This window comes from Neisseria sp. P0004.S004, assembly GCF_051963335.1.
Lineage (GTDB): Bacteria > Pseudomonadota > Gammaproteobacteria > Burkholderiales > Neisseriaceae > Neisseria.
This window is the reverse complement of the sequence record NZ_JBQCUK010000008.1, coordinates 37,969-62,861: the sequence shown is the minus strand read 5'-3', so window position 1 is coordinate 62,861 and position 24,893 is coordinate 37,969. Positions and strand designations below refer to the sequence as shown.

At 45.2% G+C, this 24,893-nt stretch carries 37 protein-coding genes and 1 pseudogene; 5 read left to right on the top strand and 33 right to left on the bottom strand.

Annotation, left to right across the window (positions count from 1 at the left end):
- The first annotated feature begins 276 nt into the window (after window positions 1-276).
- The 5 genes and pseudogenes from aldA (at window position 277) to cas2 (ending at window position 6,231) form a co-directional block, all read left to right on the top strand.
- Window positions 277-1,719, top strand: a complete 1,443-nt coding sequence (gene aldA / locus ACTHRY_RS08315; RefSeq protein ID WP_049323417.1) for an aldehyde dehydrogenase — start codon at window positions 277-279, stop codon at window positions 1,717-1,719.
- Window positions 1,720-1,898: 179 nt separating this feature from the next.
- A complete protein-coding gene (gene lysS, locus ACTHRY_RS08310) occupies window positions 1,899-3,410 on the top strand; it encodes a lysine--tRNA ligase (protein WP_440374186.1) in 1,512 nt (503 codons plus the stop codon).
- Window positions 3,411-3,672: 262 nt separating this feature from the next.
- Window positions 3,673-5,097, top strand: coding sequence for an alanine/glycine:cation symporter family protein (locus tag ACTHRY_RS08305; RefSeq protein WP_049323414.1), 1,425 nt, complete (start codon window positions 3,673-3,675; stop codon window positions 5,095-5,097).
- Window positions 5,098-5,208: 111 nt separating this feature from the next.
- Window positions 5,209-5,742, top strand: a pseudogene (locus ACTHRY_RS08300) (type II CRISPR RNA-guided endonuclease Cas9); the annotation flags it as partial.
- Between the two features lie 174 nt (window positions 5,743-5,916).
- Entirely contained in the window at window positions 5,917-6,231 is a 315-nt protein-coding gene (gene cas2 / locus ACTHRY_RS08295) for a CRISPR-associated endonuclease Cas2 (protein ID WP_049323409.1), read from the top strand.
- Between the two features lie 211 nt (window positions 6,232-6,442).
- Here cas2 and rplQ read toward each other — a convergent pair whose 3' ends face one another.
- The 33 genes from rplQ to rpsL all read right to left on the bottom strand — a co-directional run bounded on the left by rplQ (window position 6,443) and on the right by rpsL (window position 24,802).
- Window positions 6,443-6,817: a 50S ribosomal protein L17 gene (rplQ, locus tag ACTHRY_RS08290; RefSeq protein WP_003684792.1), complete on the bottom strand. Its 375-nt coding sequence runs from the start codon at window positions 6,815-6,817 to the stop codon at window positions 6,443-6,445.
- Window positions 6,818-6,841: 24 nt separating this feature from the next.
- The gene (locus tag ACTHRY_RS08285; protein ID WP_003749298.1) at window positions 6,842-7,828 is read right to left on the bottom strand and encodes a DNA-directed RNA polymerase subunit alpha; all 987 of its coding nucleotides are present in this window, start codon (window positions 7,826-7,828) and stop codon (window positions 6,842-6,844) included.
- Between the two features lie 25 nt (window positions 7,829-7,853).
- The gene (gene rpsD / locus ACTHRY_RS08280) at window positions 7,854-8,474 is read right to left on the bottom strand and encodes a 30S ribosomal protein S4 (protein WP_003749296.1); all 621 of its coding nucleotides are present in this window, start codon (window positions 8,472-8,474) and stop codon (window positions 7,854-7,856) included.
- A gap of 19 nt (window positions 8,475-8,493) precedes the next feature.
- Window positions 8,494-8,889, bottom strand: coding sequence for a 30S ribosomal protein S11 (gene rpsK, locus ACTHRY_RS08275; protein WP_002216249.1), 396 nt, complete (start codon window positions 8,887-8,889; stop codon window positions 8,494-8,496).
- A gap of 19 nt (window positions 8,890-8,908) precedes the next feature.
- Complete coding sequence (gene rpsM, locus ACTHRY_RS08270; protein WP_003749295.1) at window positions 8,909-9,271, bottom strand: 30S ribosomal protein S13; 363 nt, start codon at window positions 9,269-9,271, stop codon at window positions 8,909-8,911.
- 67 nt (window positions 9,272-9,338) lie between these two features.
- Window positions 9,339-9,452 carry a 50S ribosomal protein L36 gene (gene rpmJ, locus ACTHRY_RS08265; protein ID WP_003697674.1) on the bottom strand — a complete coding sequence of 38 codons (114 nt, stop codon included), beginning with the start codon at window positions 9,450-9,452 and terminating at the stop codon, window positions 9,339-9,341.
- A gap of 18 nt (window positions 9,453-9,470) precedes the next feature.
- Entirely contained in the window at window positions 9,471-9,689 is a 219-nt protein-coding gene (gene infA / locus ACTHRY_RS08260; RefSeq protein WP_003684714.1) for a translation initiation factor IF-1, read from the bottom strand.
- A gap of 4 nt (window positions 9,690-9,693) precedes the next feature.
- On the bottom strand, window positions 9,694-11,007 hold the full coding sequence (gene secY / locus ACTHRY_RS08255) for a preprotein translocase subunit SecY (protein ID WP_049323404.1): 1,314 nt from the start codon (window positions 11,005-11,007) through the stop codon (window positions 9,694-9,696).
- A gap of 13 nt (window positions 11,008-11,020) precedes the next feature.
- The gene (gene rplO, locus ACTHRY_RS08250; protein ID WP_003749291.1) at window positions 11,021-11,455 is read right to left on the bottom strand and encodes a 50S ribosomal protein L15; all 435 of its coding nucleotides are present in this window, start codon (window positions 11,453-11,455) and stop codon (window positions 11,021-11,023) included.
- Window position 11,456: 1 nt separating this feature from the next.
- Window positions 11,457-11,642, bottom strand: a complete 186-nt coding sequence (rpmD, locus tag ACTHRY_RS08245) for a 50S ribosomal protein L30 (protein WP_003684808.1) — start codon at window positions 11,640-11,642, stop codon at window positions 11,457-11,459.
- The gene (rpsE, locus tag ACTHRY_RS08240) at window positions 11,635-12,153 is read right to left on the bottom strand and encodes a 30S ribosomal protein S5 (RefSeq protein WP_003684704.1); all 519 of its coding nucleotides are present in this window, start codon (window positions 12,151-12,153) and stop codon (window positions 11,635-11,637) included. The genes rpmD and rpsE overlap by 8 nt, the downstream gene beginning before the upstream one ends.
- A 17-nt stretch (window positions 12,154-12,170) precedes the next feature.
- The gene (rplR, locus tag ACTHRY_RS08235; RefSeq protein WP_003749287.1) at window positions 12,171-12,524 is read right to left on the bottom strand and encodes a 50S ribosomal protein L18; all 354 of its coding nucleotides are present in this window, start codon (window positions 12,522-12,524) and stop codon (window positions 12,171-12,173) included.
- Between the two features lie 13 nt (window positions 12,525-12,537).
- Complete coding sequence (gene rplF / locus ACTHRY_RS08230; protein ID WP_003749285.1) at window positions 12,538-13,071, bottom strand: 50S ribosomal protein L6; 534 nt, start codon at window positions 13,069-13,071, stop codon at window positions 12,538-12,540.
- Between the two features lie 13 nt (window positions 13,072-13,084).
- Window positions 13,085-13,477 carry a 30S ribosomal protein S8 gene (rpsH, locus tag ACTHRY_RS08225; protein WP_003684738.1) on the bottom strand — a complete coding sequence of 131 codons (393 nt, stop codon included), beginning with the start codon at window positions 13,475-13,477 and terminating at the stop codon, window positions 13,085-13,087.
- A 14-nt stretch (window positions 13,478-13,491) separates the two neighbouring features.
- Window positions 13,492-13,797, bottom strand: coding sequence for a 30S ribosomal protein S14 (gene rpsN / locus ACTHRY_RS08220; protein WP_003684736.1), 306 nt, complete (start codon window positions 13,795-13,797; stop codon window positions 13,492-13,494).
- A 2-nt stretch (window positions 13,798-13,799) separates the two neighbouring features.
- Window positions 13,800-14,339, bottom strand: coding sequence for a 50S ribosomal protein L5 (gene rplE / locus ACTHRY_RS08215; RefSeq protein ID WP_003684750.1), 540 nt, complete (start codon window positions 14,337-14,339; stop codon window positions 13,800-13,802).
- Window positions 14,340-14,348: 9 nt separating this feature from the next.
- Window positions 14,349-14,672, bottom strand: coding sequence for a 50S ribosomal protein L24 (gene rplX, locus ACTHRY_RS08210; protein WP_003684754.1), 324 nt, complete (start codon window positions 14,670-14,672; stop codon window positions 14,349-14,351).
- 11 nt (window positions 14,673-14,683) lie between these two features.
- The gene (rplN, locus tag ACTHRY_RS08205; protein WP_002215434.1) at window positions 14,684-15,052 is read right to left on the bottom strand and encodes a 50S ribosomal protein L14; all 369 of its coding nucleotides are present in this window, start codon (window positions 15,050-15,052) and stop codon (window positions 14,684-14,686) included.
- A 227-nt stretch (window positions 15,053-15,279) separates the two neighbouring features.
- Complete coding sequence (gene rpsQ, locus ACTHRY_RS08200) at window positions 15,280-15,543, bottom strand: 30S ribosomal protein S17 (protein ID WP_003749281.1); 264 nt, start codon at window positions 15,541-15,543, stop codon at window positions 15,280-15,282.
- Window positions 15,543-15,734: a 50S ribosomal protein L29 gene (gene rpmC / locus ACTHRY_RS08195; RefSeq protein WP_003684705.1), complete on the bottom strand. Its 192-nt coding sequence runs from the start codon at window positions 15,732-15,734 to the stop codon at window positions 15,543-15,545. The genes rpsQ and rpmC overlap by 1 nt, the downstream gene beginning before the upstream one ends.
- On the bottom strand, window positions 15,734-16,150 hold the full coding sequence (rplP, locus tag ACTHRY_RS08190) for a 50S ribosomal protein L16 (RefSeq protein ID WP_003749279.1): 417 nt from the start codon (window positions 16,148-16,150) through the stop codon (window positions 15,734-15,736). The genes rpmC and rplP overlap by 1 nt, the downstream gene beginning before the upstream one ends.
- Window positions 16,134-16,826, bottom strand: coding sequence for a 30S ribosomal protein S3 (gene rpsC / locus ACTHRY_RS08185; RefSeq protein WP_003684753.1), 693 nt, complete (start codon window positions 16,824-16,826; stop codon window positions 16,134-16,136). The genes rplP and rpsC overlap by 17 nt, the downstream gene beginning before the upstream one ends.
- A gap of 9 nt (window positions 16,827-16,835) precedes the next feature.
- The gene (gene rplV / locus ACTHRY_RS08180; RefSeq protein ID WP_003749277.1) at window positions 16,836-17,165 is read right to left on the bottom strand and encodes a 50S ribosomal protein L22; all 330 of its coding nucleotides are present in this window, start codon (window positions 17,163-17,165) and stop codon (window positions 16,836-16,838) included.
- 8 nt (window positions 17,166-17,173) lie between these two features.
- Window positions 17,174-17,452, bottom strand: a complete 279-nt coding sequence (gene rpsS, locus ACTHRY_RS08175; protein WP_002215422.1) for a 30S ribosomal protein S19 — start codon at window positions 17,450-17,452, stop codon at window positions 17,174-17,176.
- Window positions 17,453-17,457: 5 nt separating this feature from the next.
- Entirely contained in the window at window positions 17,458-18,291 is an 834-nt protein-coding gene (rplB, locus tag ACTHRY_RS08170; RefSeq protein WP_003684813.1) for a 50S ribosomal protein L2, read from the bottom strand.
- Window positions 18,292-18,296: 5 nt separating this feature from the next.
- Window positions 18,297-18,611, bottom strand: a complete 315-nt coding sequence (gene rplW / locus ACTHRY_RS08165; RefSeq protein WP_003749274.1) for a 50S ribosomal protein L23 — start codon at window positions 18,609-18,611, stop codon at window positions 18,297-18,299.
- On the bottom strand, window positions 18,608-19,228 hold the full coding sequence (rplD, locus tag ACTHRY_RS08160) for a 50S ribosomal protein L4 (protein ID WP_003684798.1): 621 nt from the start codon (window positions 19,226-19,228) through the stop codon (window positions 18,608-18,610). Before rplD ends, rplW begins: the two co-directional genes overlap by 4 nt.
- Window positions 19,228-19,872: a 50S ribosomal protein L3 gene (rplC, locus tag ACTHRY_RS08155; protein WP_003749272.1), complete on the bottom strand. Its 645-nt coding sequence runs from the start codon at window positions 19,870-19,872 to the stop codon at window positions 19,228-19,230. The genes rplD and rplC overlap by 1 nt, the downstream gene beginning before the upstream one ends.
- A 249-nt stretch (window positions 19,873-20,121) precedes the next feature.
- Window positions 20,122-20,433, bottom strand: a complete 312-nt coding sequence (gene rpsJ, locus ACTHRY_RS08150; RefSeq protein WP_002642322.1) for a 30S ribosomal protein S10 — start codon at window positions 20,431-20,433, stop codon at window positions 20,122-20,124.
- A 17-nt stretch (window positions 20,434-20,450) separates the two neighbouring features.
- The gene (gene tuf / locus ACTHRY_RS08145; RefSeq protein WP_003684779.1) at window positions 20,451-21,635 is read right to left on the bottom strand and encodes an elongation factor Tu; all 1,185 of its coding nucleotides are present in this window, start codon (window positions 21,633-21,635) and stop codon (window positions 20,451-20,453) included.
- 83 nt (window positions 21,636-21,718) lie between these two features.
- Window positions 21,719-23,824 (bottom strand): elongation factor G, encoded by a 2,106-nt coding sequence (gene fusA / locus ACTHRY_RS08140; protein ID WP_036491326.1) that lies wholly within the window; start codon window positions 23,822-23,824, stop codon window positions 21,719-21,721.
- An 18-nt stretch (window positions 23,825-23,842) separates the two neighbouring features.
- Window positions 23,843-24,313, bottom strand: coding sequence for a 30S ribosomal protein S7 (gene rpsG / locus ACTHRY_RS08135; protein WP_002240962.1), 471 nt, complete (start codon window positions 24,311-24,313; stop codon window positions 23,843-23,845).
- A gap of 117 nt (window positions 24,314-24,430) precedes the next feature.
- Entirely contained in the window at window positions 24,431-24,802 is a 372-nt protein-coding gene (rpsL, locus tag ACTHRY_RS08130; protein ID WP_002218431.1) for a 30S ribosomal protein S12, read from the bottom strand.
- Window positions 24,803-24,893 lie beyond the last annotated feature (91 nt).

Sequence of the window (24,893 nt, the reverse complement as noted above, 5' to 3'; positions counted from 1 at the left end):
ACATCCCTATCAAACCCTTCTCCATACGATGCCTCCCCTATCTTCAAAATCAAGCCATATGCAGGCTTTTTCTCAATGCCGCGTCTGAATGCTACCCAACGCATCACACCAGCACAAACCCACCTTTAATCAACCAAGCCCGACTCCCCCCCTTCCATCAACTTTTTCTAAAAACTTCCAAATACCTACCGTCAACCCACTCTAAATACTCTTGTATGCCAGACAATTTAGGCATAGACTAAAACTACATTCAACTACAAAACAGGAGAAAGTTTGATGAAACAACTGTCTATGTATATCAACGGCCGTTTTGAAACCGATTTTAACGGCACATGGCGCGATGTATTGAATCCGGCAACCGAAGAAGTCATCGCGCGTGAGCCTAAAGGCGGAAAAGCCGATGTTGACCGTGCCGTTGCCGCCGCCAGAGAGGCGCAAGCCGCATGGGAGCGTTTGCCTGCCGTTGAACGCGGCGCATACTTGCGCAAAATCGCCCAAGGCATACGCGAACGCGCCGACGAGCTGACCGACACCATTGTTGCCGAAGGCGGTAAAACCAAAGACTTGGCACGCATAGAAGTCATGTTCACTGCCGACTATCTCGATTATCAAGCCGAATGGGCGCGCCGTTATGAAGGCGAAATCATCCAAAGCGACCGCCCGCGCGAAAACATTTTATTGTTCAAACGTCCTTTGGGCGTAATCGCCGGCATTTTGCCGTGGAATTTCCCCTTCTTCCTGATCGCCCGCAAAATGGGCCCGGCTTTGGTAACAGGCAATACCATCGTCGTCAAACCAAGCAGCGTCACCCCGATCAACTGCCACATCTTTGCTGAAATCGTTCACGCTTCAGGCTTACCGGCCGGCGTATTCAACGTCGTCAACGGCCCGGGTGCAGAAATCGGCAATGCCTTGGCATCACATCCGCAAGTCGACATGGTCAGCCTGACCGGTTCTGTAGAAGCAGGCCGCCAAGTAATGGAAGCCGCCGCCACCAACATTACCAAAGTCTCATTGGAACTCGGCGGCAAAGCCCCTGCCATCGTTTTGAAAGACGCGGATTTGGACTTGGCAGTGAAATCCATCTTGGCTTCGCGCGTCGGCAACACCGGCCAAATCTGCAACTGCGCCGAGCGCGTGTATGTCCACAGCAGCCTGAAAGACGCGTTCATTGAAAAAATGACTGCCGCCATGAAAGGCGTGCGCTACGGCAACCCGGCCGAAGCCGAACCCGGCGCACTGGAAATGGGCCCGCTGATTGAAGAGCGTGCCGTCAAAGCCGTTGCCGAAAAAGTCGAACGCGCCGTCAAACAAGGTGCGACGCTGGTCTGCGGCGGTAAACGTGCCGACGGCAAAGGCTACTTCTTCGAACCTACCCTGCTGACCGATACCGACAACAGCATGGACATCATGAAAGAAGAAACCTTCGGCCCAGTCCTGCCGGTTGCCACTTTCGACACGCTCGACCAAGTCATCGCTTTGGCAAACGACAGCGAGTTCGGCCTGACCAGCTCCGTCTATACCACCAATCTGAATGAAGCGTTTTATGTAACCCGCCGCCTGCGTTTCGGCGAAACCTACATCAACCGCGAAAACTTCGAAGCCATGCAGGGCTTCCATGCCGGTTGGAAAAAATCAGGTATCGGCGGCGCCGACGGTAAACACGGTTTGGAAGAATATCTGCAAACCCAAGTTGTTTATTTGGAAACCGATATCTAACCACCGATACTGCCCTTCATGAAGCAAAAGGCCGTCTGAAGCTGATTTTTCAAGTTTCAGACGGCCTTTCTGCCTTTATAGAAAAAAATACCGACATCGCGTAAAATAGAGCTAATTTTTCACTTTATTCAGGCCGTCTGAACACATGGGCAGCCTGACTTATTTTTCCGGAAAACATCATGAGCGAACAAAACAATCCTCAAATCGAGCCGCAGTTGGACGAAAACCAAATCATCGCCCTGCGCCGCGAAAAACTGCACAACATCCGCAAAGAACGCAACGCTTACCCTAACGATTTCAAACGCGACAGCTTTGCCGCCGACCTGCACACCCAATACGGCGAAATCAGCAAAGAAGAACTCGACCCGCAAGGCATTCCCGTCAAAGTGGCCGGCCGTATGATGCTCAAACGTCAAATGGGCAAAGCCAGCTTCGCCACCATTCAAGACGTGACCGGTCAAATCCAGCTTTATTTGAACAACAAAGGCGTGAGCCAAGAAGTCTTGGATGACTTCAACCACTGGGACTTGGGCGACATCGTCGGCGCAGAAGGCACTTTGTTCAAAACCAACCACGGTGAATTGACTGTGCGCGTGTCCAACATCCGCCTGCTGTCCAAATCCCTGCGTCCTCTGCCCGACAAACACAAAGGTTTGAGCGATCAGGAAACCAAATACCGCCAACGCTACGTCGATTTGATTGCCAACGAAGAATCGCGCAATACCTTCATCAAACGCAGCCAAATCATCCAATCCGTGCGCAATTTCATGGTGAACGAGCATTATTTGGAAGTCGAAACCCCGATGATGCACCCGATTCCCGGCGGCGCAACGGCGAAACCTTTCGTGACCCACCACAACGCTTTGGACATTCCGCTCTACCTGCGCATCGCTCCCGAGCTGTATCTGAAACGCTTGGTGGTCGGCGGTTTGGAGCGCGTGTTTGAAATCAACCGCAGCTTCCGCAACGAAGGCATGTCCGTGCGCCACAACCCTGAATTCACCATGATTGAATTCTACGAAGCCTTCTCCGACTACGAGCGCATGATGCAGATGGCGGAAGACATCATCCGCAACGCTTCCCGCGCGGTAAACGGCACGGCGAAAATCAGCTACAACGGCAAAGAAGTCGATTTGGAAAGCCCGTTTGAACGTTTAACCATTCTCGGTGCCATCAAAAAATACAATCCGCACTACACCGATGAGCAGTTGAACAATGAAGAATGGCTGAAAAAAGAAATCGTCAAACACGGCGAAAGCCTGCCTCCGTCTCCAGGCATCGGCAGCCTGCAACTTGCCCTGTTTGAAGGTTGCGCCGAAGGCAAACTGTGGAACCCGACTTTCATCATCGACTACCCTGTCGAAGTGTCGCCATTGGCACGCGCATCCGACAGCAAACCGGGTTTGACCGAGCGCTTCGAGCTTTTCGTTGTCGGCCGCGAACTGGCAAACGGCTACTCTGAGTTGAACGATCCGGAAGACCAAGCCGAACGCTTCAAAGCGCAAGTGGCGCAAAAAGATGCCGGCGATGACGAAGCCATGCACTACGATGCCGACTACATCCGCGCCATGGAATTCGGTTTACCGCCGACCGGCGGCTGCGGCATCGGTATCGACCGCTTGGTAATGTTGCTGACCGATTCGCAAACCATCCGCGACGTGATTCTGTTCCCGCAAATGCGTCCCGAATAACGCATTAAAATAAAATCAAGGCCGTCTGAAAACAAGACTCTGTTTTCAGACGGCCTTTTTGTTCAAATATGTAAAACGGTAGAATTCAAATCGATAATTCCTTTACATCATAATAATAAAATTCCATGATAATCAAAAGCATAATATAAAAAAGAATATGTAAACGTTTTTCAGTTTGTTGACAGTCTGCTAGAATACATCCAGTTACAGACAGCCTCCACACACAGGCCGTCTGAAAATTCAGAAACTCTGAAAGGTTTGTATGGATCAATTTTTCGAACAGCTTCACGGCTGGGTAAACGCCATCAACGACCCAATGTGGTCGGGATTGGTATATATGCTTTTAGGCGCAGGCCTATTTTTCACTATTACCACCGGTTTTGTACAATTCCGCCTCTTCGGCCGCAGTATCAAAGAAATGCTGGGCGGCCGCAAACAAGGTGATGATCCGCACGGAATCACACCGTTCCAAGCATTCGTCACCGGCTTGGCCAGCCGCGTAGGCGTGGGCAACATCGCCGGCGTGGCGATTGCCATCAAACTCGGCGGGCCGGGCGCGGTATTCTGGATGTGGGTAACCGCCTTAATCGGCATGAGTTCGGCGTTCGTCGAATCTTCACTGGCCCAACTCTTTAAAGTCCGGGACTACGACAACCACCACTTCCGCGGCGGTCCTGCCTACTACATAACTCAAGGCCTGGGACAAAAATGGCTGGGCATTTTGTTCGCCCTGAGCCTGATTTTCTGTTTCGGCTTTGTATTTGAAGCCGTACAGACCAATACCATCGCCGATACCACCAAAGCGGCATGGGGCTGGGATCAACACTATGTCGGTGTCGCCTTGGTCATTCTGACTGCCCCGATTATCTTCGGCGGTATCCGTCGCGTATCTAAAGCCGCGGAAATTATCGTTCCGCTGATGGCGGTTTTATATCTCGTCATAGCACTCTTCATCATTGCTACCAATATTTCCCTGATTCCTGACGTGTTCGGTCAGATTTTCTCCAACGCGTTCAACTTTGATTCGGCTGCAGGCGGTTTCCTCGGCGGTCTGATTTCGACCACCATGATGCAGGGCATCAAACGCGGCCTGTATTCCAATGAGGCGGGTATGGGTTCCGCGCCGAACGCCGCAGCCGCAGCCGAAGTAAAACACCCCGTCTCCCAAGGCATGATTCAAATGCTGGGCGTTTTCGTCGATACCATCATCGTCTGCTCATGCACCGCCTTTATCGTCTTGACCTATCAACAGCCTTACGGCGACCTGAGCGGTGCGGCGCTGACCCAAGCGGCAATCGTCAGCCAGGTAGGCGAATGGGGAGCGGGCTTCCTTGCTGCCATCCTGTTTATGTTTGCCTTTTCAACCGTTATCGGCAACTATGCCTATGCCGAGTCCAACGTCCAATTCATCAAGAGCCATTGGCTGGTTACCGCCGTTTTCCGTATGCTGGTTTTGGCATGGGTCTACTTCGGCGCAGTTGCCAACGTACCCTTAGTATGGGATATGGCAGACATGGCCATGGGCATCATGGCATGGATTAACCTCGTTGCCATCCTGCTCCTGTCCCCACTTGCCTTCCTACTGTTGAAAGACTACACAGCCAAGCTGAAAATGGGCAAAGACCCAGAGTTCAAACTCTCTGAACACCCAGGCTTGAAACGCAAAATCAAATCCGATATCTGGTAAAACCAAAGGCCGTCTGAAATTTCAGACGGCCTTTTTAATCCCTGCCATTTAGACAAAACGATGCCCCTTAAAGCAGAAGCCTTAAGGGGCAGAGCGTTGCGGCACATCTTTTCAGACGGCCTTAAAGAAAGTATCGAAACCCTGCTGATGACGCAACGCCCTGCCTTGTCAGGCGATGCTGTTCAAAAAATGTTGGGGCATTGCACCTTCGAACCGACAGAGCTGAAAGCCGCTAAAAACACCTACACAGCCGAACGTTTCATCTGGCTGACCAAGCTGAACAACCTGCGTATTTTAGAGCAAGGCAGCGAGCGGCCATTGACCAATACCGAACGCGCCACGCTTATGGACGAGCCATACAGAAAATCTAAACTGACTTACGCACAAGCCCGTAAGCTGCTGGGTTTAGAAGATACCGCCTTTTTCAAAGGCTTGCGTTACGGCAAAGACAATGCCGAAGCCTCAACATTGATGGAAATGAAGGCCTACCACGCCATCAGCCGTGCGCTGGAAAAAGAAGGTTTGAAAGACAAAAAATCCCCATTAAACCTTTCTCCCGAATTACAAGATGAAATCGGCACGGCATTCTCCCTATTCAAAACCGATGAAGACATTACAGGCCGTCTGAAGACTGAACTGACCCCGGCATCAAACAAAACCTTATCAAGACCCTTCACTGTCAAATCCGCATCGAACGGCAGCACTTCAGCACCTTGGCTGCCATCGACAAAACGGTTTCTTCATTTCAAGCCAGCGTAGCCGACAAAAACGCCAAACAGCTGGAATTACCTGAAGTCTTACCATTGAAAGAATACCAATATGAGTGAGGCCAAATTCATAAGGATTATCGTCTTCTTCAACCTACTGGCCAAGCGCAAAGCCACCAATCAATTCCGCCAGTTTCTATTAAAAGATGGATACCAAATGCTCCAACTTTCCGTATACAGCCGTATTATCAAAGGTCAAGACTCGTTGCAAAAACACTACAATAGGCTATGTGCAAACCTGCCGCAAGAGGGTTCCATCCGCTGTTTGGAAGTAACAGAAAAGCAATATGCCACCATGAAACTACTATTGGGAGAGCTGAAAACCCAAGAAAAAAGGGTAAATTCCGACCAACTATTATTATTTTAAAGCCGCTTTTTTAGACAAAATAAAACGGGAAACCCTTACATAATAAGGGTTTCCCGTTGAGACATTGTAGCACTGCGAAATGAGAAAGGGAGCTACAACTATATCCCCCCATTGAACGAAACAATAAATTTGTAGTGTTGCAAAATAAAATAGAGACTTCCTAAATGAAAAAAGCACTACCTAAATAGGTAGTGCTTTCATATTAATTTGCTTATTCAGCAGAATCAGCTGCTTTATCAACCAATTCAACCAATGCCAAAGGAGCATTGTCGCCTTTACGGAAACCGTATTTCAGTACACGAACATAGCCGCCGTTACGAGCAGCAAAGCGTGGACCTAATTCGTCAAACAATTTAACTACAACATCACGATCGCGAGTGCGGTCAAAAGCCAAACGACGGTTTGCCAAAGAAGGTTTTTTACCCAAGGTAATCAAGGGCTCAACTACGCGGCGCAATTCTTTTGCTTTAGGCAAAGTTGTCACGATGGTTTCGTGAGTCAACAAGGAATTCGCCATATTGCGCAGCATCGCAGCGCGGTGGCTGCTAGTACGGTTTAATTTGCGGTTGCCATTACGATGACGCATGTCATTATCCTTTAATCTTCAAACTTACGGCTTTTCTAAGCCTACAGGCGGCCAAGCTTCTAATTTAGAACCTAATGTCAGACCTTTAGAGGCCAACACTTCTTTGATCTCATTCAAAGATTTACGACCCAAATTAGGGGTCTTGAGAAGCTCAGTTTCAGTACGTTGAATCAAATCGCCAATATAGTAAATATCTTCAGCTTTCAGACAATTAGCTGAACGTACGGTTAATTCCAAATCATCCACAGGACGTAGCAAGATAGGATCGATAGGAGGCGCTTTTTCTTCAACCTCTTCAACCGGAGTACCTTGCAGATCTGCAAAAATAGACATTTGGTCAATTAAGATACGTGCGGCACTACGTACAGCTTCTTCTGGATCAATAGAACCATTGGTTTCAATATCCAAAACCAATTTATCCAAATCCGTACGTTGCTCTACGCGTGCAGGTTCAACTTCAAAGCTAACACGACTGATGGGCGAAAAGCTCGCATCCAACTGAATCGCACCAATCTGTTTGTTCTCATCACGCAATACGCGACGACCTGAAACAGATTGATAACCACGACCTTGCTCTACTTTAATTTCCATGTCGATTTGACCATTGTCGGACAAGTGGCAAATAACATGTTCAGGATTGATGATTTCCACATCATGTGGCAAATCAATATCACCGGCTACAACAGCACCGGCACCTGCTTTTTTCAAAGTCAACTGAACTTGATTACGACCGTGAAGCTTAAATACGATACCTTTGATATTCAAGAGAACGTCAACAACATCCTCTTGAACACCATCAATAGTAGAGTATTCGTGCAATACGCCAGAAATAACTACTTCAGTTGGGGCAAAGCCATTCATGGATGACAGTAAGATACGACGCAAAGCATTACCTAAAGTATGACCAAAACCACGCTCAAATGGCTGCATAGACACCTTAGCTCGAGTAGAAGACAAGGTATCTACATCGATTTGACGAGGTTTCAAAAATTCGGTTGTGCTATTTTGCATTTAACTGTCCCTCATTGAGCTAGCATTATTTAGAGTAGAACTCTACCACCAGCTGTTCATTAATATCGCCAGACAATTCTGAGCGATCCGGCATATTTTTGAATACACCTTCCAATTTGTCGGCATCAACAGATACCCAGCTTGGCAAGCCAATTTGAGTAGCCAAGCTCAATGCCTCTTGGATACGTACTTGTTTCTTAGCTTTTTCACGAACAGCTACAACATCGCCTGCTTTAACTTGGAAAGAAGGGATATTAACAACCTGACCGTTTACAACGATAGCTTTATGAGAAACCAATTGACGTGCTTCAGCGCGGGTAGAGCCAAAACCCATACGATAAACGACATTGTCCAAACGGGACTCCAGCAATTGCAACAGCAATTCACCGGTAGAACCTTTACGACGATCAGCTTCCGCAAAGTAACGACGGAATTGGCGTTCTAACACGCCATAAATACGACGGATTTTTTGTTTTTCACGCAATTGCAAACCGTAGTCTGACAAACGTGGTTTTTTCGCACCGTGCTGACCAGGTGCAGAATCCATTTTACATTTTGAATCCAAAGAGCGACGTGCACTCTTCAAAAACAGATCCGTACCTTCGCGACGTGCTAATTTACATTTAGGGCCAATATAACGTGCCATGTTTTAAATCACTCCAATATTAAATACGACGTTTTTTAGGCGGACGGCAACCGTTATGAGGCAACGGGGTAACGTCAGTAATGCTGGTAATCTTGAAACCAAGAGCGTTTAAAGCACGTACAGAAGATTCGCGACCAGGGCCAGGGCCTTTAATGCGGACTTCTAAATTTTTAACGCCATACTCTTGGGCAACTTTACCAGCTGCTTCTGCTGCAACTTGTGCTGCAAATGGTGTACTTTTACGAGAACCTTTAAAACCAGCGCCGCCAGAGGTAGCCCAAGACAATGCATTGCCTTGACGGTCAGTGATTGTAATGATGGTATTGTTGAAAGATGCATGAACGTGCACAATACCTTCGCTTACGGTTTTACGTACTTTTTTACGTACACGCGAAGCTGTGTTTGCTTTAGCCATTAATCAAATTCCTTAAAATTTATTTCTTACCGGCAATCGCTTTGCGCGGACCTTTACGGGTACGGGCATTTGTGCGAGTGCGTTGACCACGACAAGGCAAGCCACGACGATGACGGAAGCCACGATAGCAACCCATATCCATCAGTCGTTTAATGCTCATCGTTACCTCACGACGCAAATCACCTTCAACTTCATATTTAGCAACTTGCTCACGCAAAGCGTCTAATTGAGCCTCGTCCAAATCTTTTGCTTTAGTAGTAGGAGCAATATTTGCTGCCTCACAAATCAATTTAGCACGAGTCGCACCAATACCATAAATAGCCTGAAGACCAATTACGATATGGGCATTATTAGGGATATTTACCCCTGCAATACGAGCCATATTTTTTCCTTTTTAGGGCAAAGTATGTCACTATACCACAAAATCAAGAGTTAAGAAAACTAACTTCTTAGCCTTGACGTTGTTTGTGACGTGGGTCAGTACAAATTACGCGAACTACACGATTACGACGAATAATCTTGCAATTGCGACAAATTTTCTTTACAGAAGGTTGTACACGCATTTTATTTCCTTTTATCGTTTATCTTGCTCGGAAAACAATCCGAGCACGGGTTAAATCATAAGGAGTTAATTCAACTGTTACCTTATCACCTGGAGAAATACGGATATAGTGCATCCGCATTTTGCCAGATATATGACCAAGTACTACATGATCATTTTCCAGTTTTACTTTAAACGTTGCATTGGGCAAAGTCTCAAGGATTTCACCCTGCATCTGTATGGTATCTTCTTTAGCCATAAGCCTACTTACGTGATAAAGATTTCATATCTGGACGACTCATCAAATCTTCATACTGACTACTCATTACGTAGGAATTGATTTGCGTCCTAAAATCCATTGTAACGACAACCAAGATAAGCAAAGACGTTCCGCCTAAATAGAAAGGCACATTCAATGCTGTCGTTAAAAATTCAGGTATCAGACAGATTGTAGTGATATACAAAGCACCAAATAATGTCAGTCTCAGTACAACTTTTTCCAAATATCTAGAAGTTTGCTCACCTGGGCGAATACCAGGTACAAATGCACCACTTTTCTTCAAATTCTCAGCCATTTCTTTAGGACTAAATACTAAAGCAGTATAGAAATAGCAGAAGAAGATAATAGTTGTTGCAAATAATACAATATACAAAGGCTGCCCATGTTGCAGCATTGCAGCAACCTTGTGAAGAATAGAATTCGTACTATTTGAACCAAACCAACCTAAAAGAGTAGATGGAAAGAGAATAATACTGGAAGCAAAAATAGGAGGAATAACACCGGCCATATTTAGCTTGAACGGCATATGAATGCTTTGTCCTGGCATCATTCCAGAGCCAAATTGCCTTTTAGCATAATGCACAGGAACCTTACGCTGAGCACTTTCAAAATATACTACAGCATAGATCAACAGCAAAATACCAATAACAATAGATACTGCCATTAACATACTCATAGAGCCTTGTTCAGTCAAAGTCAACAACCGAACAATACCAGATGGAATACCCGATACAATACCTGCTGTAATAATTAAGGAAATACCATTACCGATACCACGCTCGGTAATTTGCTCCCCCAACCACATCAAAAACATCGTACCTGTAACCAAACAGACTACTGTAGAAATATGAAACTCAAGCGAACTTGTTACAACAACTCCTTGTTGATAAACAAATGTTGCAACACCAAAGCTTTGTAATACAGCCAATAATACCGTCCCATACCTAGTATATTTCGTAATTATTTTCCGACCAGCTTCACCTTCCTTTTTTAAAGCTTTTAAAGAAGGAATGATCTCTGAAGCAAGCTGAACAATAATCGACGATGAAATATAAGGCATGATACCAATTGCAAATATACTAAAGCGCTCCAACGAACCACCCGAGAACATATTTAACATTCCGAATATGCCGTTTGCAGCGCCTTCGTATAACTTAGCTAATGCAACAGCATCTACGCCCGGTACCGGTATATGAGCACCAATACGGAAAACGACTAAAGCTCCTAATAGAAACACTAGACGTTTTTTCAGATCTCCAAATTTGGATAATCCTGATAAAGATTGTTGATTAGCCACTATAGTGCAAGCCTTATTCTTCTACTTTGCCACCAGCAGCTTCAATTGCAGCTTTAGCACCTTTAGTAGCTTTTACACCTTTCAAGGTAACCGCTTTTGAAATTTCACCAGAAGCAATAACTTTTACATTAGAAGCAGTCGCAGGAATCAGACCAGCTTGTTTAAGAACCAAAACATCAATTTCGTTTACAGCAATCAGATTCAACTCACTCAAACGAACTTCAGCATTAGCGGCAGCAGTCAAAGATTTGAAACCACGCTTAGGCAGGCGACGTTGCAAAGGCATTTGACCACCTTCAAAACCTACCTTGTGGAAACCGCCAGCACGGCTTTTTTGACCTTTATGGCCACGACCACCTGTCTTACCCAGGCCACTACCAATACCACGGCCTACACGACGACTAGCGTGAGTAGCACCCTCAGCAGGTTGAATAGTATTCAAAAACATATTAAGACTCCACTTTCAACAAGTAGCTGATTTTATTAATCATACCACGGTTTTCAGGGGTATCCAAAACCTCTACTGTATGCTCACGACGACGCAAACCTAAGCCACGAGCACAAGCACGATGAGATTCAATTGTACCGATCAGGCTCTTAACCAATGTAACTTTAATCTTTTTTTGCTCAGTCATGGTTAGCTCCCAAAATATCTTCTACTGTCAAGCCACGTTTAGCGGCAATATCAGCAGGGGTATACAGTTTAGACAAACCGTCTAATGTAGCACGTACAATATTGTAAGGGTTAGTAGAACCATGCACTTTAGCTGAGATGTTATGGATACCCATAGCATCAAATACTAAACGCATTGGACCACCAGCTTTTACACCGCTACCTTCTTTAGCAGGTTGCATAAATACTTTAGTAGCGCCATGACGACCAATAACTTCATGATGAATAGTACCATTTTTCAAAGGTACTTTAATCATAGAGCGGCGTGCTTGATCCATTGCTTTTTGAACAGCAACTGGCACTTCTTTTGATTTACCCTTACCCATACCGATGCGACCATCACCATCACCAACAACAGTCAGTGCAGAGAAAGCCATGATACGGCCACCTTTAACTACTTTAGTCACGCGATTAACTGCGACCATCTTTTCAATCAGGCCGTCACCGCGTTCTTCAATTTCATGTTTTGCCATCTGAAAGTCTCCAAATATTAGAAGCTTAAACCATTTTCACGTGCAGCTTCAGCCAAAGCTTTCACACGACCGTGATATTGGAAACCTGAACGGTCAAAAGCAACTTTTTCAACACCTACTGCTTTAGCTTTTTCAGCAATACGCTTACCAACTACAGCTGCTGCTTCAACGTTGCTACCTGATTTCAGGCTACTACGTACTTCAGCTTCCAATGTAGAGGCTTGAGCCAATACTTTATCACCTTCAGCACTAATTACTTGAGCATAAATATGATTATTGCTGCGGAACACACATAATCTTACCATTTTCAAGTCCGCAATACGCGCACGGGTTTTGCGTGCACGACGGAGTCGGGTTGTATGTTTATCCATTAGTGAACCTCAATTATTTTTTCTTGGCTTCTTTCATCACTACTACTTCACCTACATAACGAACACCTTTGCCTTTATAAGGTTCAGGAGAACGGAATGCACGAATTTCAGCAGCGACTTGGCCAACCACTTGTTTATCTGCACCAGTCAAAACGATTTCTGTTTGGCTAGGAGTTTGAACGGAAACACCTTCAGGCATTTCGTATACGATTGGATGAGAGAAACCCAAAGACAAGTTCAAAACTTTGCCTTGCGCTTGGGCACGATAACCCACACCAATCAATTGAAGTTTTTTCTCAAAACCTTCAGAAACACCCTTAACCATGTTATTAACCAATGCACGAGCAGTACCAGACATAGCATTAGCCTGTTTACTGTCATTTTTTGCAGCAAAAGTCAATTTACCATCGTTTAGTTCAATAGCAACATCGGAATGCAAAGGAAAGGACAATTCGCCATGTTTACCTTTGATTACCAATGCATCTGTTCCGAATTTTACTTCTACACCAGCAGGAACAGTCACTGGGTTTTTTGCGACGCGTGACATTTACATTTCTCCACTAGGCTACGATGCACAACAACTCACCACCAACACCCTCAGAACGGGCTTTGCGATCAGTCATTACACCTTTAGAAGTACTAACAATAGCGACACCCAGGCCATTCATTACGCTAGGGATCTCACTTGATGCTTTGTAAATACGCAAACCTGGACGTGAAACACGTTTAATTTGCTCAATCACAGGACGACCTGCATAGTATTTCAATTGAATTTCCAATACCGGTTTTGCATCAGCAGAAACCGCAAAATCCTCGATATAACCTTCTTCTTTCAGAACTTTTGCAATTGCACATTTCAGTTTAGAGGAAGGCATGGCAACTGCTGCTTTATTAGCACGTTGCGCATTGCGAATACGAGTCAACATATCGGAAATAGGATCATGCATACTCATTATTTATACTCCTATTACCAGCTAGCTTTAACAACACCAGGGATCTCGCCACGCATAGCGATTTCACGGATCTTAATACGGCCCAAACCAAATTTACGGAAAGTGCCACGAGGACGACCTGTTAAAGCACAACGACGACGTTGACGTACAGGTGCTGCATTACGAGGAATGGATTGAAATTTCAAACGTGCTTCAAAGCGTTCTTCTTCAGTCGCATTAGCATCATTAATAACAGCGAAAATTGCCTCACGTTTAGCTGCAAACTTTTTCGCCAATGCTTGACGTTTCAGCTCACGATTAATAAGTGCTTTCTTAGCCATGATTATCCTTTAAACGGAAACTTGAATAGTGACAACAAAGCTTTCGCTTCTTCATCAGTTTTTGCAGTAGTTGTAATAGTAATATTCAAACCACGCAAAGCATCGATTTTATCGTATTCAATTTCCGGGAAAATAATTTGCTCACGAACGCCCATATTGTAATTGCCACGACCATCAAATGATTTACCGCTTACACCACGGAAGTCACGTACGCGAGGCAACGCAATAGTAATCAAACGATCCAAGAATTCAAACATTTGATCACGACGCAATGTTACTTTGCAACCAACTGGATAGTTATCACGGATTTTAAAACCCGCGATAGATTTACGAGCAACAGTAACAACTGGCTTTTGACCAGCAATTTTCTCTAAATCAGAAACAGCGTGCTCCATAACTTTTTTATCAGCAACAGCTTCACCCACACCCATATTCAAGGTGATTTTCTCAATACGTGGAACTTCCATTACTGATTTGTAACCAAATTGTTTAACCAACTCAGGAACAACTGTATCTTTATAAAACTCTCTCAAACGAGCCATGTTATCTCCTTATGCTCCAATGATAGAGCCATTTGATTTGAAGAAACGAACGCGTTTAACTTTGCCTTCATTTTCAATCAGCTTAATACCAACACGGTCTGCTTTATTAGTTTCCGGATTCAGGATTGCAATATTAGAAATATCCAAAGGCATTTCTTTAGTAATAATGCCACCCTCAATACCACGCATTGGATTAGGTTTTTGATGGCGTTTCACAACATTCACACCTTCAACAACAACTTTATCACCCAACACTCGAACTACTTGACCTTGCTTACCTTTATCTTTACCGGTAATCACTACAACCTGATCGCCTTTAATGATTTTATTCATCGCGCTATTCCTTATAATACTTCAGGCGCCAATGAAACGATTTTCATAAATCGCTCAGTACGCAATTCACGGGTTACCGGGCCAAAAATACGAGTACCCAGAGGTTCAAGTTTATTATTTAATAACACAGCGGCGTTGTTATCAAATTTAATTAGCGCACCATCAGGACGACGCACACCCTTAGCAGTACGAACAACTACCGCATTGTATACATCACCTTTTTTGACACGACCACGTGGGGCTGCATCTTTAACTGCAACTTTAATAATATCGCCAACAGAAGCGTAGCGACGCTTAGATCCGCCTAATACCTTGATACACATCACGCGACGCGCACCAGAGTTATCAGCCACATCTAAGATGGTCTGCATTTGAATCATATTAGTACCTTTAAATTAACCAACTTAATTTACCACTTTCATATAACTCGCACCTTACTTTAAGCTGCTTATTAAATGAAACCATCACGGTTCTAGTAAACCAGTCTTGGATCCCGAAGGGAGAGAAACTTCCATAAGAAGCTGGAAGATAAGAAACGAAGTTTACACGCAAATTAATTTTGCTGCAAGACTTCGTTTCTTATTAAGCTGCATTACTGTATTTTAAATCAAACAGTACGTGCTTTCTCAACCAATTCTTTGACAACCCAAGACTTGGTTTTTGACAAAGGACGAGACTCCTCGATTACCACTACGTCACCGATGCCATATTGATTGCTTTCATCATGTGCATGGATTTTAGTTGATAAACGAATGATTTTACCGTACAGAGGGTGTTTAACTTTACGCTCAACCAATACTGTAACAGTTTTGTCCATTTTGTCGCTTACCACTTTGCCTTGCAAAGTACGAACATTTTTAGCTTCGCTCATTACTTAGCACCTTTTTCAGTTAAAATGGTTTTAATACGAGCAATATCGCGACGTACACGTTTCAACTCGCTAGATTTACCCAACTGACCGGTTGCATTTTGCATGCGCAAGCCAAACTGAGCTTTCAACAAGTCCAACAAATCAGAGTTTAATTGCTCAATAGATTTGTCTTTCAATTCATTTGCTTTCATTATTGACCCACCTGTCTTACCACAAAGGTTGTAGGAATAGGCAATTTGGCAGCGGCCAATTCAAATGCTTCACGAGCCAAAGACTCAGGAACACCGTCCATTTCGTACAATACTTTGCCTGGTTTAATTTCAGCAATGTAATATTCCACATTACCTTTACCGCCACCCATACGAACCTGGATAGGTTTCTCAGTAATTGGTTTATCAGGGAATACACGAATCCAAATGCGACCGCCACGTTTAATATGACGAGTCATAGTACGACGAGCAGCTTCGATTTGGCGGGCAGTCAAACGACCACGGCCTACGGCTTTCAAACCGAACTCACCGAAACTTACTTTGTTACCGCGAGTAGCAATACCAGTGTTACGACCTTTTTGTTGCTTGCGATATTTCAGTCTAGTTGGCTGCAGCATTACGTCCACCTGCCTTTCTTTGTTTCTTCTCATGCTCAGGTTTAGAAGATTTAATATTACCTTCTGTATAAACCCAAACTTTCAGACCCAGTACACCATAAGTAGTGTGCGCTTCGCTAGTTGCATAATCTACATTTGCACGCAAAGTATGCAAAGGTACGCGACCTTCACGGTACCATTCGCTACGAGCGATATCAGCACCATTCAGACGGCCTGAAGTCATGATCTTGATGCCTTTGGCACCAGAACGCATTGCATTTTGCATTGCACGTTTCATTGCACGACGGAATTGGACGCGTTTTTCAAGTTGCTGAGCAATACCATCAGCAATAATTTGCGCATCCAACTCAGGACGGCGAATCTCTTCAATATTTACATGAACTGGCACACCCATCAGAGCTTGCAAGTCACGTTTCAAGATTTCGATATCCTCACCTTTTTTACCAATAACCACACCTGGACGAGCAGAGTGGATAGTGATACGTGCAGATTTAGCAGGACGTTCGATTACTACGCGACCAACTGAAGCATTTGCCAATTTTTTGCGCAAGTAATTACGAACATCAATATCTTGTTTCAAAACAGTTGAAAAGTCGGTGCTTTTAGCAAACCATTTTGAAGCCCAGTCTTTAGTTACCGCCAGGCGAAAGCCTGTAGGGTTAATCTTTTGTCCCATAGCTTTTCCTTAGTTGCCCACTGTCACATTAATATGACAAGTTTGTTTCTCGATGCGGTTACCGCGACCTTTGGCACGAGCTTGGAAACGTTTCAAGCTTGGGCCTTTGTCAACAAAGATAGTTACCACTTTCAGTTCGTCAATGTCAGCACCATTGTTGTGCTCGGCATTAGCGATTGCTGATTCCAATACTTTTTTAATTAGCTCAGCACCTTTTTTAGGGCTGAATGCCAAGATATTCAAAGCTTGGGCAACGTCTTTACCACGAATCAAATCAGCTACCAAGCGAGCCTTTTGAGCTGAAATACGGGCATTTTTATGTTGTGCACTTACTCTCATGATTCACCTTATTTCTTTTTAGCCTTTTTATCGGCCAAGTGGCCTTTAAAGGTACGGGTCAATGAGAACTCACCTAATTTATGACCAACCATGTTGTCACTGATAAACACAGGCACGTGAGTGCGACCGTTATGTACAGCGATAGTCAGACCAATGAAATCAGGCAAAATGGTAGAACGACGTGACCAAGTTTTAATTGGGCGTTTGTCGTTGCTTGCACGAGCAGCATCTACTTTTTTCAGCAAATGCAGGTCTACATATGGGCCTTTTTTTAATGAACGAGCCATACTAATTAACCTTTATTTGAGTAACGACGACGAACAATCATGTTATCCGTGCGTTTGTTATTACGAGTGCGGTAGCCCTTAGCAGGAGTACCCCATGGGCTAACCGGTTCGCGAGCTTCACCAGTACGGCCTTCACCACCACCATGTGGGTGATCGACAGGGTTCATGACAACACCACGAACGGTCGGACGAATACCACGCCAGCGGTTAGCACCAGCTTTGCCGATTTTTTTCAGGCTTTGTTCTTCGTTACCAACCTCACCAATAGTTGCACGGCAATTCACGCTAATTTTGCGCACTTCACCAGAACGCAAACGAACTTGAGCGTAAGCACCTTCTTTTGCAAGCAATACCGCAGAAGCACCAGCTGAACGAGCAATTTGTGCACCTTTACCTGGTTTCATTTCGATACAGTGAATAGTTGTACCAACTGGAATATTGCGAATCGGCAGAGTGTTACCTACTTTGATAGCAGCTTCAGCACCGGAAACTAATACTGCGCCGGCTTGAATACCACGAGGAGCAATGATGTAGCGACGTTCACCATCTGCATAGCACAACAATGCGATAAATGCAGTACGGTTAGGGTCATACTCGATACGCTCCACTTTTGCAGGGATACCGTCTTTGTTACGTTTAAAATCTACAACACGGTAATGGTGTTTATGACCACCACCTTTATGGCGGGTAGTGATATGACCATTGTTGTTACGACCGGCAGTAGAATTTTTCTTTTCCAGCAGAGGTGCATAAGGTGCACCTTTGTGCAAACCTTCTGTTACCACGCGAACCATGCCGCGACGGCCTGCAGAGGTCGGCTTCATTTTAACGATTGCCATTTTGTTTATTCCTTATCTGCAGCTGCAGCAGCGGCTTCCAAATCCAACTCTTGACCGGCAGCCAGGCTTACGTAAGCCTTTTTAACATCGCTGCGACGACCTAAAGTGCGACCAAAACGTTTAATTTTACCTTTAATGGTAACAGTAGTAACGTCTGCAACTTGAACACCGAACAGCAACTCAACTGCTGCTTTAATTTCAGGTTTGGTTGCATTTGCCAAAACTTTAAACGTCATTTGGTTACGTTTTTCAGCCAATACGTTGCTTTTTTCAGAAACGATAGGTGCCAAGATTACTTGAGTCAAACGTTGTTGATTCATACCCATTGCTCCTCTAATTGTGCAACTGCATCTTTAGTGATAACGACTTTTTTGTAACGCAGCAAGCTGTAAGGATCAACTTGTTGGGCTTCCAAAACCAATACGTTAGGCAAGTTGCGTGAAGCCAAGTAAACATTCTCGTCGAGCTGTTTAGTTACAAACAGAACTTGCTCCAAACCCAAGTTTTTCACTTGTTCGGCAAAAACTTTAGTTTTAGGAGTTTCAGCAGTCAATGCTTCGATTGCAAACAAACGTTCGTCACGAGCTAATTGGGACAAAATAGTCGCCATACCGGCACGGTACATTTTACGGTTCACTTTTTGAGTAAAGTTTTCGTCAGGTTTGTTTGGGAATGCACGACCACCTTTACGCCACAGCGGAGAAGAAGTCATACCGGAACGAGCACGGCCGGTACCTTTTTGGCGCCATGGTTTTTTAGTAGAGTGGTTTACTTCGGCACGAGTTTTTTGAGCACGGTTACCAGAACGGGCATTTGCCAAATAAGCAGTAACCAGTTGGTGAACCAGAGCTTCATTGTATTCACGAGCAAACAAAGCATCAGAAACAGCCAAGCTGCCAGATACTTGTCCTTTAGCGTCAATTACTTTCAATTCCATTACGCACCTACTTTCACGCTAGGACGAACCACGACGTCGCTGTTAACCGAACCCGGAACAGCACCTTTAACCAACAAGAGTTGGCGTTCAGCATCAACACGTACAACTTCCAATTTTTGAACAGTTGCTTTAGTGTTACCGTATTGACCTGCCATACGTTTACCAGGGAACACTCGACCAGGGTCTTGTGCCATACCGATAGAACCAGGAACACGGTGTGAACGGGAGTTACCGTGGGAAGTACGTTGAGCACCGAAGTTATGACGTTTGATCGTACCAGAGAAACCTTTACCTTTAGAGGTGCCGGTTACATCCACTAATTGACCAACTTCAAACATGGAAACGGTAATTTCATCACCGGCTTTCAATTCAGCCAATTTCTCTTCAGTCAAAGCAAATTCAACCAAACCACGGCCGGCTTCAACACCTGCTTTCGCAAAGTGACCAGCCTCAGCTTTGTTGACACGATTAGCTTTTTTCTGACCAAAGGTAACTTGTACAGCAGTGTAGCCGTCAGTATCTTTGGATTTTACTTGTGTAACGCGGTTGGCAGACATATCCAAAACAGTTACCGGAACAGAAACACCCTGTTCGTCGAACACGCGAGTCATACCAACTTTGCGTCCAACCAGACCTAAAGTCATGATTATTTTCCTTTTTAAGTAAAGGGGCGGGCTACGATTGGCCTGCCTTTCAGACAAAGTTAAACTTGATACGGATGTACCAAGTCCGCCATTATAATTGACAACTCAAAGAAATATCAACAAAAATTTCAATTTAACTTCTTAAGCCCCTCTTTTTTTCTGGAGAATACTACAAAATATCAGAAATTTTCAGACGGCCTAAGAATTTTATAAAAAACCGAACAGCTAAGCTGTTCGGTTTTCCAGTTCTTATTGAACTTTAATTTCTACATCTACACCTGCTGGAAGATCCAGTTTCATCAATGCATCAGTAGTTTTATCAGTCCAGTCCACAATGTCCATCAGACGCAAGTGGGTGCGGATTTCCAATTGTTCACGAGAAGTTTTGTTCACGTGAGGAGAACGCAAAATGTTGAAACGTTCGATTTTAGTTGGCAAAGGAATCGGACCTTTAACAACAGCACCAGTGCGTTTAGCAGTTTCAACGATTTCTTGCGCAGAACGGTCAATCAGACTGTAGTCATAAGCTTTTAGGCGGATACGGATTTTTTGGTTTGCCATTTATCAATATCCCTCAATTAAGCGATAATAGAAGAAACCACACCTGCACCTACGGTACGGCCACCTTCGCGAATCGCAAAGCGCAGACCTTCTTCCATAGCGATAGGCGCAATCAGTTCTACAGTAATGGTTACGTTCTCACCCGGCATTACCATTTCTACGCCTTCTTCCAAAGTAACTGCACCAGTTACGTCGGTAGTACGGAAGTAGAATTGTGGACGGTAGTTAGCGAAGAATGGAGTGTGACGACCACCCTCTTCTTTGCTCAGTACGTATACTTCTGCCTTGAACTTGGTGTGAGGAGTGATGGTACCTGGTTTAGCCAATACTTGACCACGCTCTACGTCTTCACGTTTAGTACCACGCAGCAATACGCCTACGTTGTCACCTGCTTGACCTTCGTCCAGCAGTTTGCGGAACATTTCAACGCCGGTACAAGTGGTTTTTTGGGTTTCTTTCAGACCTACGATTTCGATCTCGTCACCAACGTGGATGATGCCGCGCTCTACACGACCGGTTACTACTGTACCACGGCCAGAGATAGAGAATACGTCTTCGATAGGCAACAAGAAAGGTTTGTCTACGGCACGCTCAGGTGTTGGGATGTAGCTGTCCAAAGCGGCAGCCAGTTCGAAGATTTTTTCTTCGTAAGCAGCATCACCTTCCAAAGCTTTCAGTGCAGAACCTTGTACGATCGGGCAGTCGTCACCTGGGAAGTCGTAGCTTGACAGCAGGTCACGAATTTCCATTTCAACCAGTTCCAACAACTCGGCATCGTCAACCATGTCGCATTTGTTCATGAACACGATGATGTAAGGTACACCTACTTGGCGAGCCAACAGAATATGTTCGCGAGTTTGCGGCATAGGACCGTCAGCTGCGGAACATACCAAGATAGCGCCGTCCATTTGGGCAGCACCGGTAATCATGTTTTTAACGTAGTCGGCGTGGCCCGGGCAGTCTACGTGTGCGTAGTGACGGGTTTCAGTTTCGTATTCTACGTGTGAAGTATTAATGGTAATACCGCGGGCTTTTTCTTCAGGAGCGTTATCGATTTGGTCGTAAGCTTTTGCAGCGCCACCGAATTTTTTAGCCAAAATAGTAGTCAATGCAGCAGTCAGAGTGGTTTTACCATGGTCAACGTGACCGATAGTACCAACGTTTACGTGCGGTTTGCTACGTTCAAATTTTTCCTTAGCCATGAGCTAATTCCTTTACATATAAAGATCGATTAAAGAACAATGGCCGTCTGAAAATTTATTTTCAGTTTCAGACGGCCTTTTGATTAGCCTTTACGGGCTTCAGTTACAGCAGCAGCTACGTGAGCAGGAGCTTCAGCGTATTTTTTGAACTCCATGGAGTAAGTAGCACGGCCTTGGGTTGCAGAACGCAGGTCGGTTGAGTAACCGAACATTTCTGCCAGAGGTACTTCGGCACGGACTTTTTTACCGCCGATACCGTCATCATCCATACCCAATACGACACCACGGCGACGATTCAAGTCACCCATTACGTCACCCATGTATTCTTCAGGTGTTTCCACCTCAACTGCCATGATTGGTTCCAACAGAGCTGGGTTGGCTTTACGCATACCTTCTTTGAAGGCTTGAGACGCAGCCAATTCGAAGGCCAGTTGAGAGGAGTCAACGTCATGTGAAGAACCGAAGATCAAACGCACACGTACGTCAACTACCGGGTAACCGGCAACGATACCGTTAGGCAAAGTATCGCGAATACCTTTATCGACAGACGGAATAAATTCGCGAGGAATCACACCACCTTTAATTTCGTCGATAAATTCGTAACCCGCACCACCTGGTTCCATAGGTTCCATTTTGATCACAACGTGACCGTATTGACCTTTACCACCAGATTGTTTGGCGTGTTTGTATTCAGCTTCAACTTCTTTGCGGATGGTTTCGCGGTAAGCCACTTGAGGCGCACCGATATTTGCTTCCACGCCGAATTCGCGTTTCATACGGTCAACAATAATTTCCAAGTGCAGCTCACCCATACCGGAAATAATGGTTTGACCGGATTCTTCGTCTGTACGAACACGGAAAGATGGGTCTTCTTTTGCCAGACGGTTCAGGGCAATACCCATTTTCTCTTGGTCGGCTTTGGTTTTCGGCTCAACGGCAATATGAATTACCGGCTCAGGGAATTCCATGCGTTCCAAGATGATCGGTGCGCTTTCTGCACACAAGGTTTCACCAGTGGTAACGTCTTTCAGACCGATAGCGGCTGCGATGTCGCCAGCACGCACTTCTTCAATTTCAGTACGGTCTGCAGCAGTCATTTGTACCAAGCGACCGATACGTTCGCGAGTACCTTTTACAGAGTTCAATACGGTATCACCGGATTTCACCACACCAGAGTAAACGCGGATGAAAGTCAACTGACCAACGTATTTGTCGTTCAACATTTTGAACGCCAATGCAGAGAATTTCTCTTCATCGCTGGCTTGACGGCTGTCAGCTTCTTCAGTGTTAGGGTTAACACCTTGAACTGGAGGAATGTCGGTAGGAGCAGGCAGCAATTCTACAACTGCGTCCAACATACGTTGAACACCTTTGTTTTTGAATGCTGAACCGCACAACATTGGTTGAATTTCGCCGGCCAAAGTACGTTGACGCAATGCGCCTACGATTTCTTCTTCAGTCAGCTCATCACCGCCCAAGTATTTGTCCATCAATTCTTCGCTGGCTTCTGCTGCGGCTTCAATCATGTTTTGACGCCATTCTTCAGCAGTCTCAACCAATTCAGCAGGAATATCGCCATAGGTAAAGGTTGTACCTTTATCGGCTTCATTCCAAATAATGGATTTCATTTTCAACAGGTCAACAACACCGCTGAAGCTGTCTTCCGCACCAACCGGAATCACGATAGGTACAGGGTTTGCGCGCAAACGGGTTTTCATTTGCTCAACAACGCGGAAGAAGTTGGCACCTTGACGGTCCATTTTGTTTACAAATGCCAAGCGAGGTACTTGGTATTTGTTAGCTTGACGCCATACGGTTTCAGATTGAGGTTGAACACCGCCTACTGCACAGTAAACCATTACTGCGCCGTCCAATACACGCATAGAACGCTCTACCTCTACGGTAAAGTCAACGTGTCCCGGGGTGTCGATGATGTTGAAACGGTGCTCAGGGAACTGTTTCGCCATACCGGACCAATAAGAAGTCACAGCAGCAGAAGTAATGGTAATACCACGCTCTTGCTCTTGTTCCATGTAGTCGGTAGTAGCCGCGCCGTCATGCACTTCGCCCAATTTATGAGTCAAACCTGTATAGAACAAAATACGTTCTGTTGTGGTTGTTTTACCCGCGTCAATATGGGCAGAAATACCGATATTGCGATACAGGCTGATAGGGGTCTTACGAGCCATTTTGTTAGCCTTTCGATATTAGAAACGGAAGTGAGAGAATGCTTTGTTAGCTTCAGCCATGCGGTGTACTTCTTCACGTTTTTTCAACGCACCACCACGACCTTCAGCCGCATCAATCAATTCACCTGCCAAACGCAGGTCCATAGATTTCTCACCACGTTTACGGGCCGCATCGCGAACCCAGCGCATTGCCAAGGCCAGACGACGTGAAGGACGAACTTCAACAGGAACTTGGTAGTTTGCACCACCTACACGGCGGCTTTTCACTTCCACGATAGGTTTGGCGTTTGCAATGGCTTCGTTAAATACTTCGATTGCTACTTTGCCGGTTTTTTTCTCAATTTGCTCCAGCGCACCGTAAACGATACGCTCTGCAACAGATTTTTTACCGTCAATCATCAATACGTTCATGAATTTAGTCAGCTCAACGCTGCCGAATTTTGGATCTGGCAGTACGTCGCGCTTAGGGACTTCTCTACGTCTTGGCATTTTAATTTCCTTTAGTCTATTCAGTTGGGTCTATTCCCATGAATACCCAATTAAGTATTCACTTACTCGGCCGTTGTTCAGCTTAGGCGGCCGACGTGCCTATTTGAGTCCCGATAATTATTTAGGACGCTTAGCACCGTATTTAGAACGGGCTTGTTTACGGTCTTTAACACCTGCAGTATCCAAAGAACCGCGTACAGTGTGGTAACGTACACCTGGCAAGTCTTTTACACGACCGCCGCGGATCAATACGACGCTGTGCTCTTGCAGGTTGTGGCCTTCACCACCGATGTATGAAATGACTTCAAAACCGTTGGTCAGGCGAACTTTACATACTTTACGCAATGCAGAGTTAGGTTTTTTAGGGGTAGTTGTGTATACACGGGTGCATACGCCGCGTTTTTGCGGGCAAGCTTCCAGTGCAGGCACTTTGTTTACGTACACGGGCTTTTGACGGCCTTTGCGTACCAATTGGTTAATAGTTGGCATATTTTCTCGTCCTGTTGAGTTAAATACTTGCCGACACCATGTCGACAAGATTGGAATTATATTTTTATTGCAAGGGTTTAGTCAAGCAAAT

What these genes read in the sequence shown, in the direction of transcription:
- rpsD (WP_003749296.1), bottom strand. Translation starts at nt 8,474, where the DNA reads ATGGCACGTTATATTGGCCCTAAATGTAAATTAGCACGTCGCGAAGGT.
- aldA (WP_049323417.1), top strand. Translation starts at nt 277, where the DNA reads ATGAAACAACTGTCTATGTATATCAACGGCCGTTTTGAAACCGATTTT.
- rplF (WP_003749285.1), bottom strand. Translation starts at nt 13,071, where the DNA reads ATGTCACGCGTCGCAAAAAACCCAGTGACTGTTCCTGCTGGTGTAGAA.
- rpsE (WP_003684704.1), bottom strand. Translation starts at nt 12,153, where the DNA reads ATGGCAAAACATGAAATTGAAGAACGCGGTGACGGCCTGATTGAAAAG.
- rplR (WP_003749287.1), bottom strand. Translation starts at nt 12,524, where the DNA reads ATGGATAAACATACAACCCGACTCCGTCGTGCACGCAAAACCCGTGCG.
- rplE (WP_003684750.1), bottom strand. Translation starts at nt 14,339, where the DNA reads ATGGCTCGTTTGAGAGAGTTTTATAAAGATACAGTTGTTCCTGAGTTG.
- rplP (WP_003749279.1), bottom strand. Translation starts at nt 16,150, where the DNA reads ATGCTGCAGCCAACTAGACTGAAATATCGCAAGCAACAAAAAGGTCGT.
- rpmD (WP_003684808.1), bottom strand. Translation starts at nt 11,642, where the DNA reads ATGACTGAGCAAAAAAAGATTAAAGTTACATTGGTTAAGAGCCTGATC.
- rplW (WP_003749274.1), bottom strand. Translation starts at nt 18,611, where the DNA reads ATGAATCAACAACGTTTGACTCAAGTAATCTTGGCACCTATCGTTTCT.
- rplD (WP_003684798.1), bottom strand. Translation starts at nt 19,228, where the DNA reads ATGGAATTGAAAGTAATTGACGCTAAAGGACAAGTATCTGGCAGCTTG.
- rplB (WP_003684813.1), bottom strand. Translation starts at nt 18,291, where the DNA reads ATGGCAATCGTTAAAATGAAGCCGACCTCTGCAGGCCGTCGCGGCATG.
- tuf (WP_003684779.1), bottom strand. Translation starts at nt 21,635, where the DNA reads ATGGCTAAGGAAAAATTTGAACGTAGCAAACCGCACGTAAACGTTGGT.
- rplQ (WP_003684792.1), bottom strand. Translation starts at nt 6,817, where the DNA reads ATGCGTCATCGTAATGGCAACCGCAAATTAAACCGTACTAGCAGCCAC.
- ACTHRY_RS08305 (WP_049323414.1), top strand. Translation starts at nt 3,673, where the DNA reads ATGGATCAATTTTTCGAACAGCTTCACGGCTGGGTAAACGCCATCAAC.
- rplX (WP_003684754.1), bottom strand. Translation starts at nt 14,672, where the DNA reads ATGAATAAAATCATTAAAGGCGATCAGGTTGTAGTGATTACCGGTAAA.
- rpsL (WP_002218431.1), bottom strand. Translation starts at nt 24,802, where the DNA reads ATGCCAACTATTAACCAATTGGTACGCAAAGGCCGTCAAAAGCCCGTG.
- rpsK (WP_002216249.1), bottom strand. Translation starts at nt 8,889, where the DNA reads ATGGCTAAAGCAAACACAGCTTCGCGTGTACGTAAAAAAGTACGTAAA.
- rpmC (WP_003684705.1), bottom strand. Translation starts at nt 15,734, where the DNA reads ATGAAAGCAAATGAATTGAAAGACAAATCTATTGAGCAATTAAACTCT.
- rplV (WP_003749277.1), bottom strand. Translation starts at nt 17,165, where the DNA reads ATGAGAGTAAGTGCACAACATAAAAATGCCCGTATTTCAGCTCAAAAG.
- rpsH (WP_003684738.1), bottom strand. Translation starts at nt 13,477, where the DNA reads ATGAGTATGCATGATCCTATTTCCGATATGTTGACTCGTATTCGCAAT.
- rpsG (WP_002240962.1), bottom strand. Translation starts at nt 24,313, where the DNA reads ATGCCAAGACGTAGAGAAGTCCCTAAGCGCGACGTACTGCCAGATCCA.
- rplN (WP_002215434.1), bottom strand. Translation starts at nt 15,052, where the DNA reads ATGATTCAAATGCAGACCATCTTAGATGTGGCTGATAACTCTGGTGCG.
- rpmJ (WP_003697674.1), bottom strand. Translation starts at nt 9,452, where the DNA reads ATGCGTGTACAACCTTCTGTAAAGAAAATTTGTCGCAATTGCAAGATT.
- infA (WP_003684714.1), bottom strand. Translation starts at nt 9,689, where the DNA reads ATGGCTAAAGAAGATACCATACAGATGCAGGGTGAAATCCTTGAGACT.
- rplC (WP_003749272.1), bottom strand. Translation starts at nt 19,872, where the DNA reads ATGACTTTAGGTCTGGTTGGACGCAAAGTTGGTATGACTCGCGTGTTC.
- rplO (WP_003749291.1), bottom strand. Translation starts at nt 11,455, where the DNA reads ATGTTTTTGAATACTATTCAACCTGCTGAGGGTGCTACTCACGCTAGT.
- rpsM (WP_003749295.1), bottom strand. Translation starts at nt 9,271, where the DNA reads ATGGCTCGTATTGCAGGGGTAAATATCCCTAATAATGCCCATATCGTA.
- rpsC (WP_003684753.1), bottom strand. Translation starts at nt 16,826, where the DNA reads ATGGGACAAAAGATTAACCCTACAGGCTTTCGCCTGGCGGTAACTAAA.
- cas2 (WP_049323409.1), top strand. Translation starts at nt 5,917, where the DNA reads ATGAGTGAGGCCAAATTCATAAGGATTATCGTCTTCTTCAACCTACTG.
- ACTHRY_RS08285 (WP_003749298.1), bottom strand. Translation starts at nt 7,828, where the DNA reads ATGCAAAATAGCACAACCGAATTTTTGAAACCTCGTCAAATCGATGTA.
- rpsQ (WP_003749281.1), bottom strand. Translation starts at nt 15,543, where the DNA reads ATGAGCGAAGCTAAAAATGTTCGTACTTTGCAAGGCAAAGTGGTAAGC.
- fusA (WP_036491326.1), bottom strand. Translation starts at nt 23,824, where the DNA reads ATGGCTCGTAAGACCCCTATCAGCCTGTATCGCAATATCGGTATTTCT.
- lysS (WP_440374186.1), top strand. Translation starts at nt 1,899, where the DNA reads ATGAGCGAACAAAACAATCCTCAAATCGAGCCGCAGTTGGACGAAAAC.
- rpsS (WP_002215422.1), bottom strand. Translation starts at nt 17,452, where the DNA reads ATGGCTCGTTCATTAAAAAAAGGCCCATATGTAGACCTGCATTTGCTG.
- rpsJ (WP_002642322.1), bottom strand. Translation starts at nt 20,433, where the DNA reads ATGGCAAACCAAAAAATCCGTATCCGCCTAAAAGCTTATGACTACAGT.
- rpsN (WP_003684736.1), bottom strand. Translation starts at nt 13,797, where the DNA reads ATGGCTAAGAAAGCACTTATTAATCGTGAGCTGAAACGTCAAGCATTG.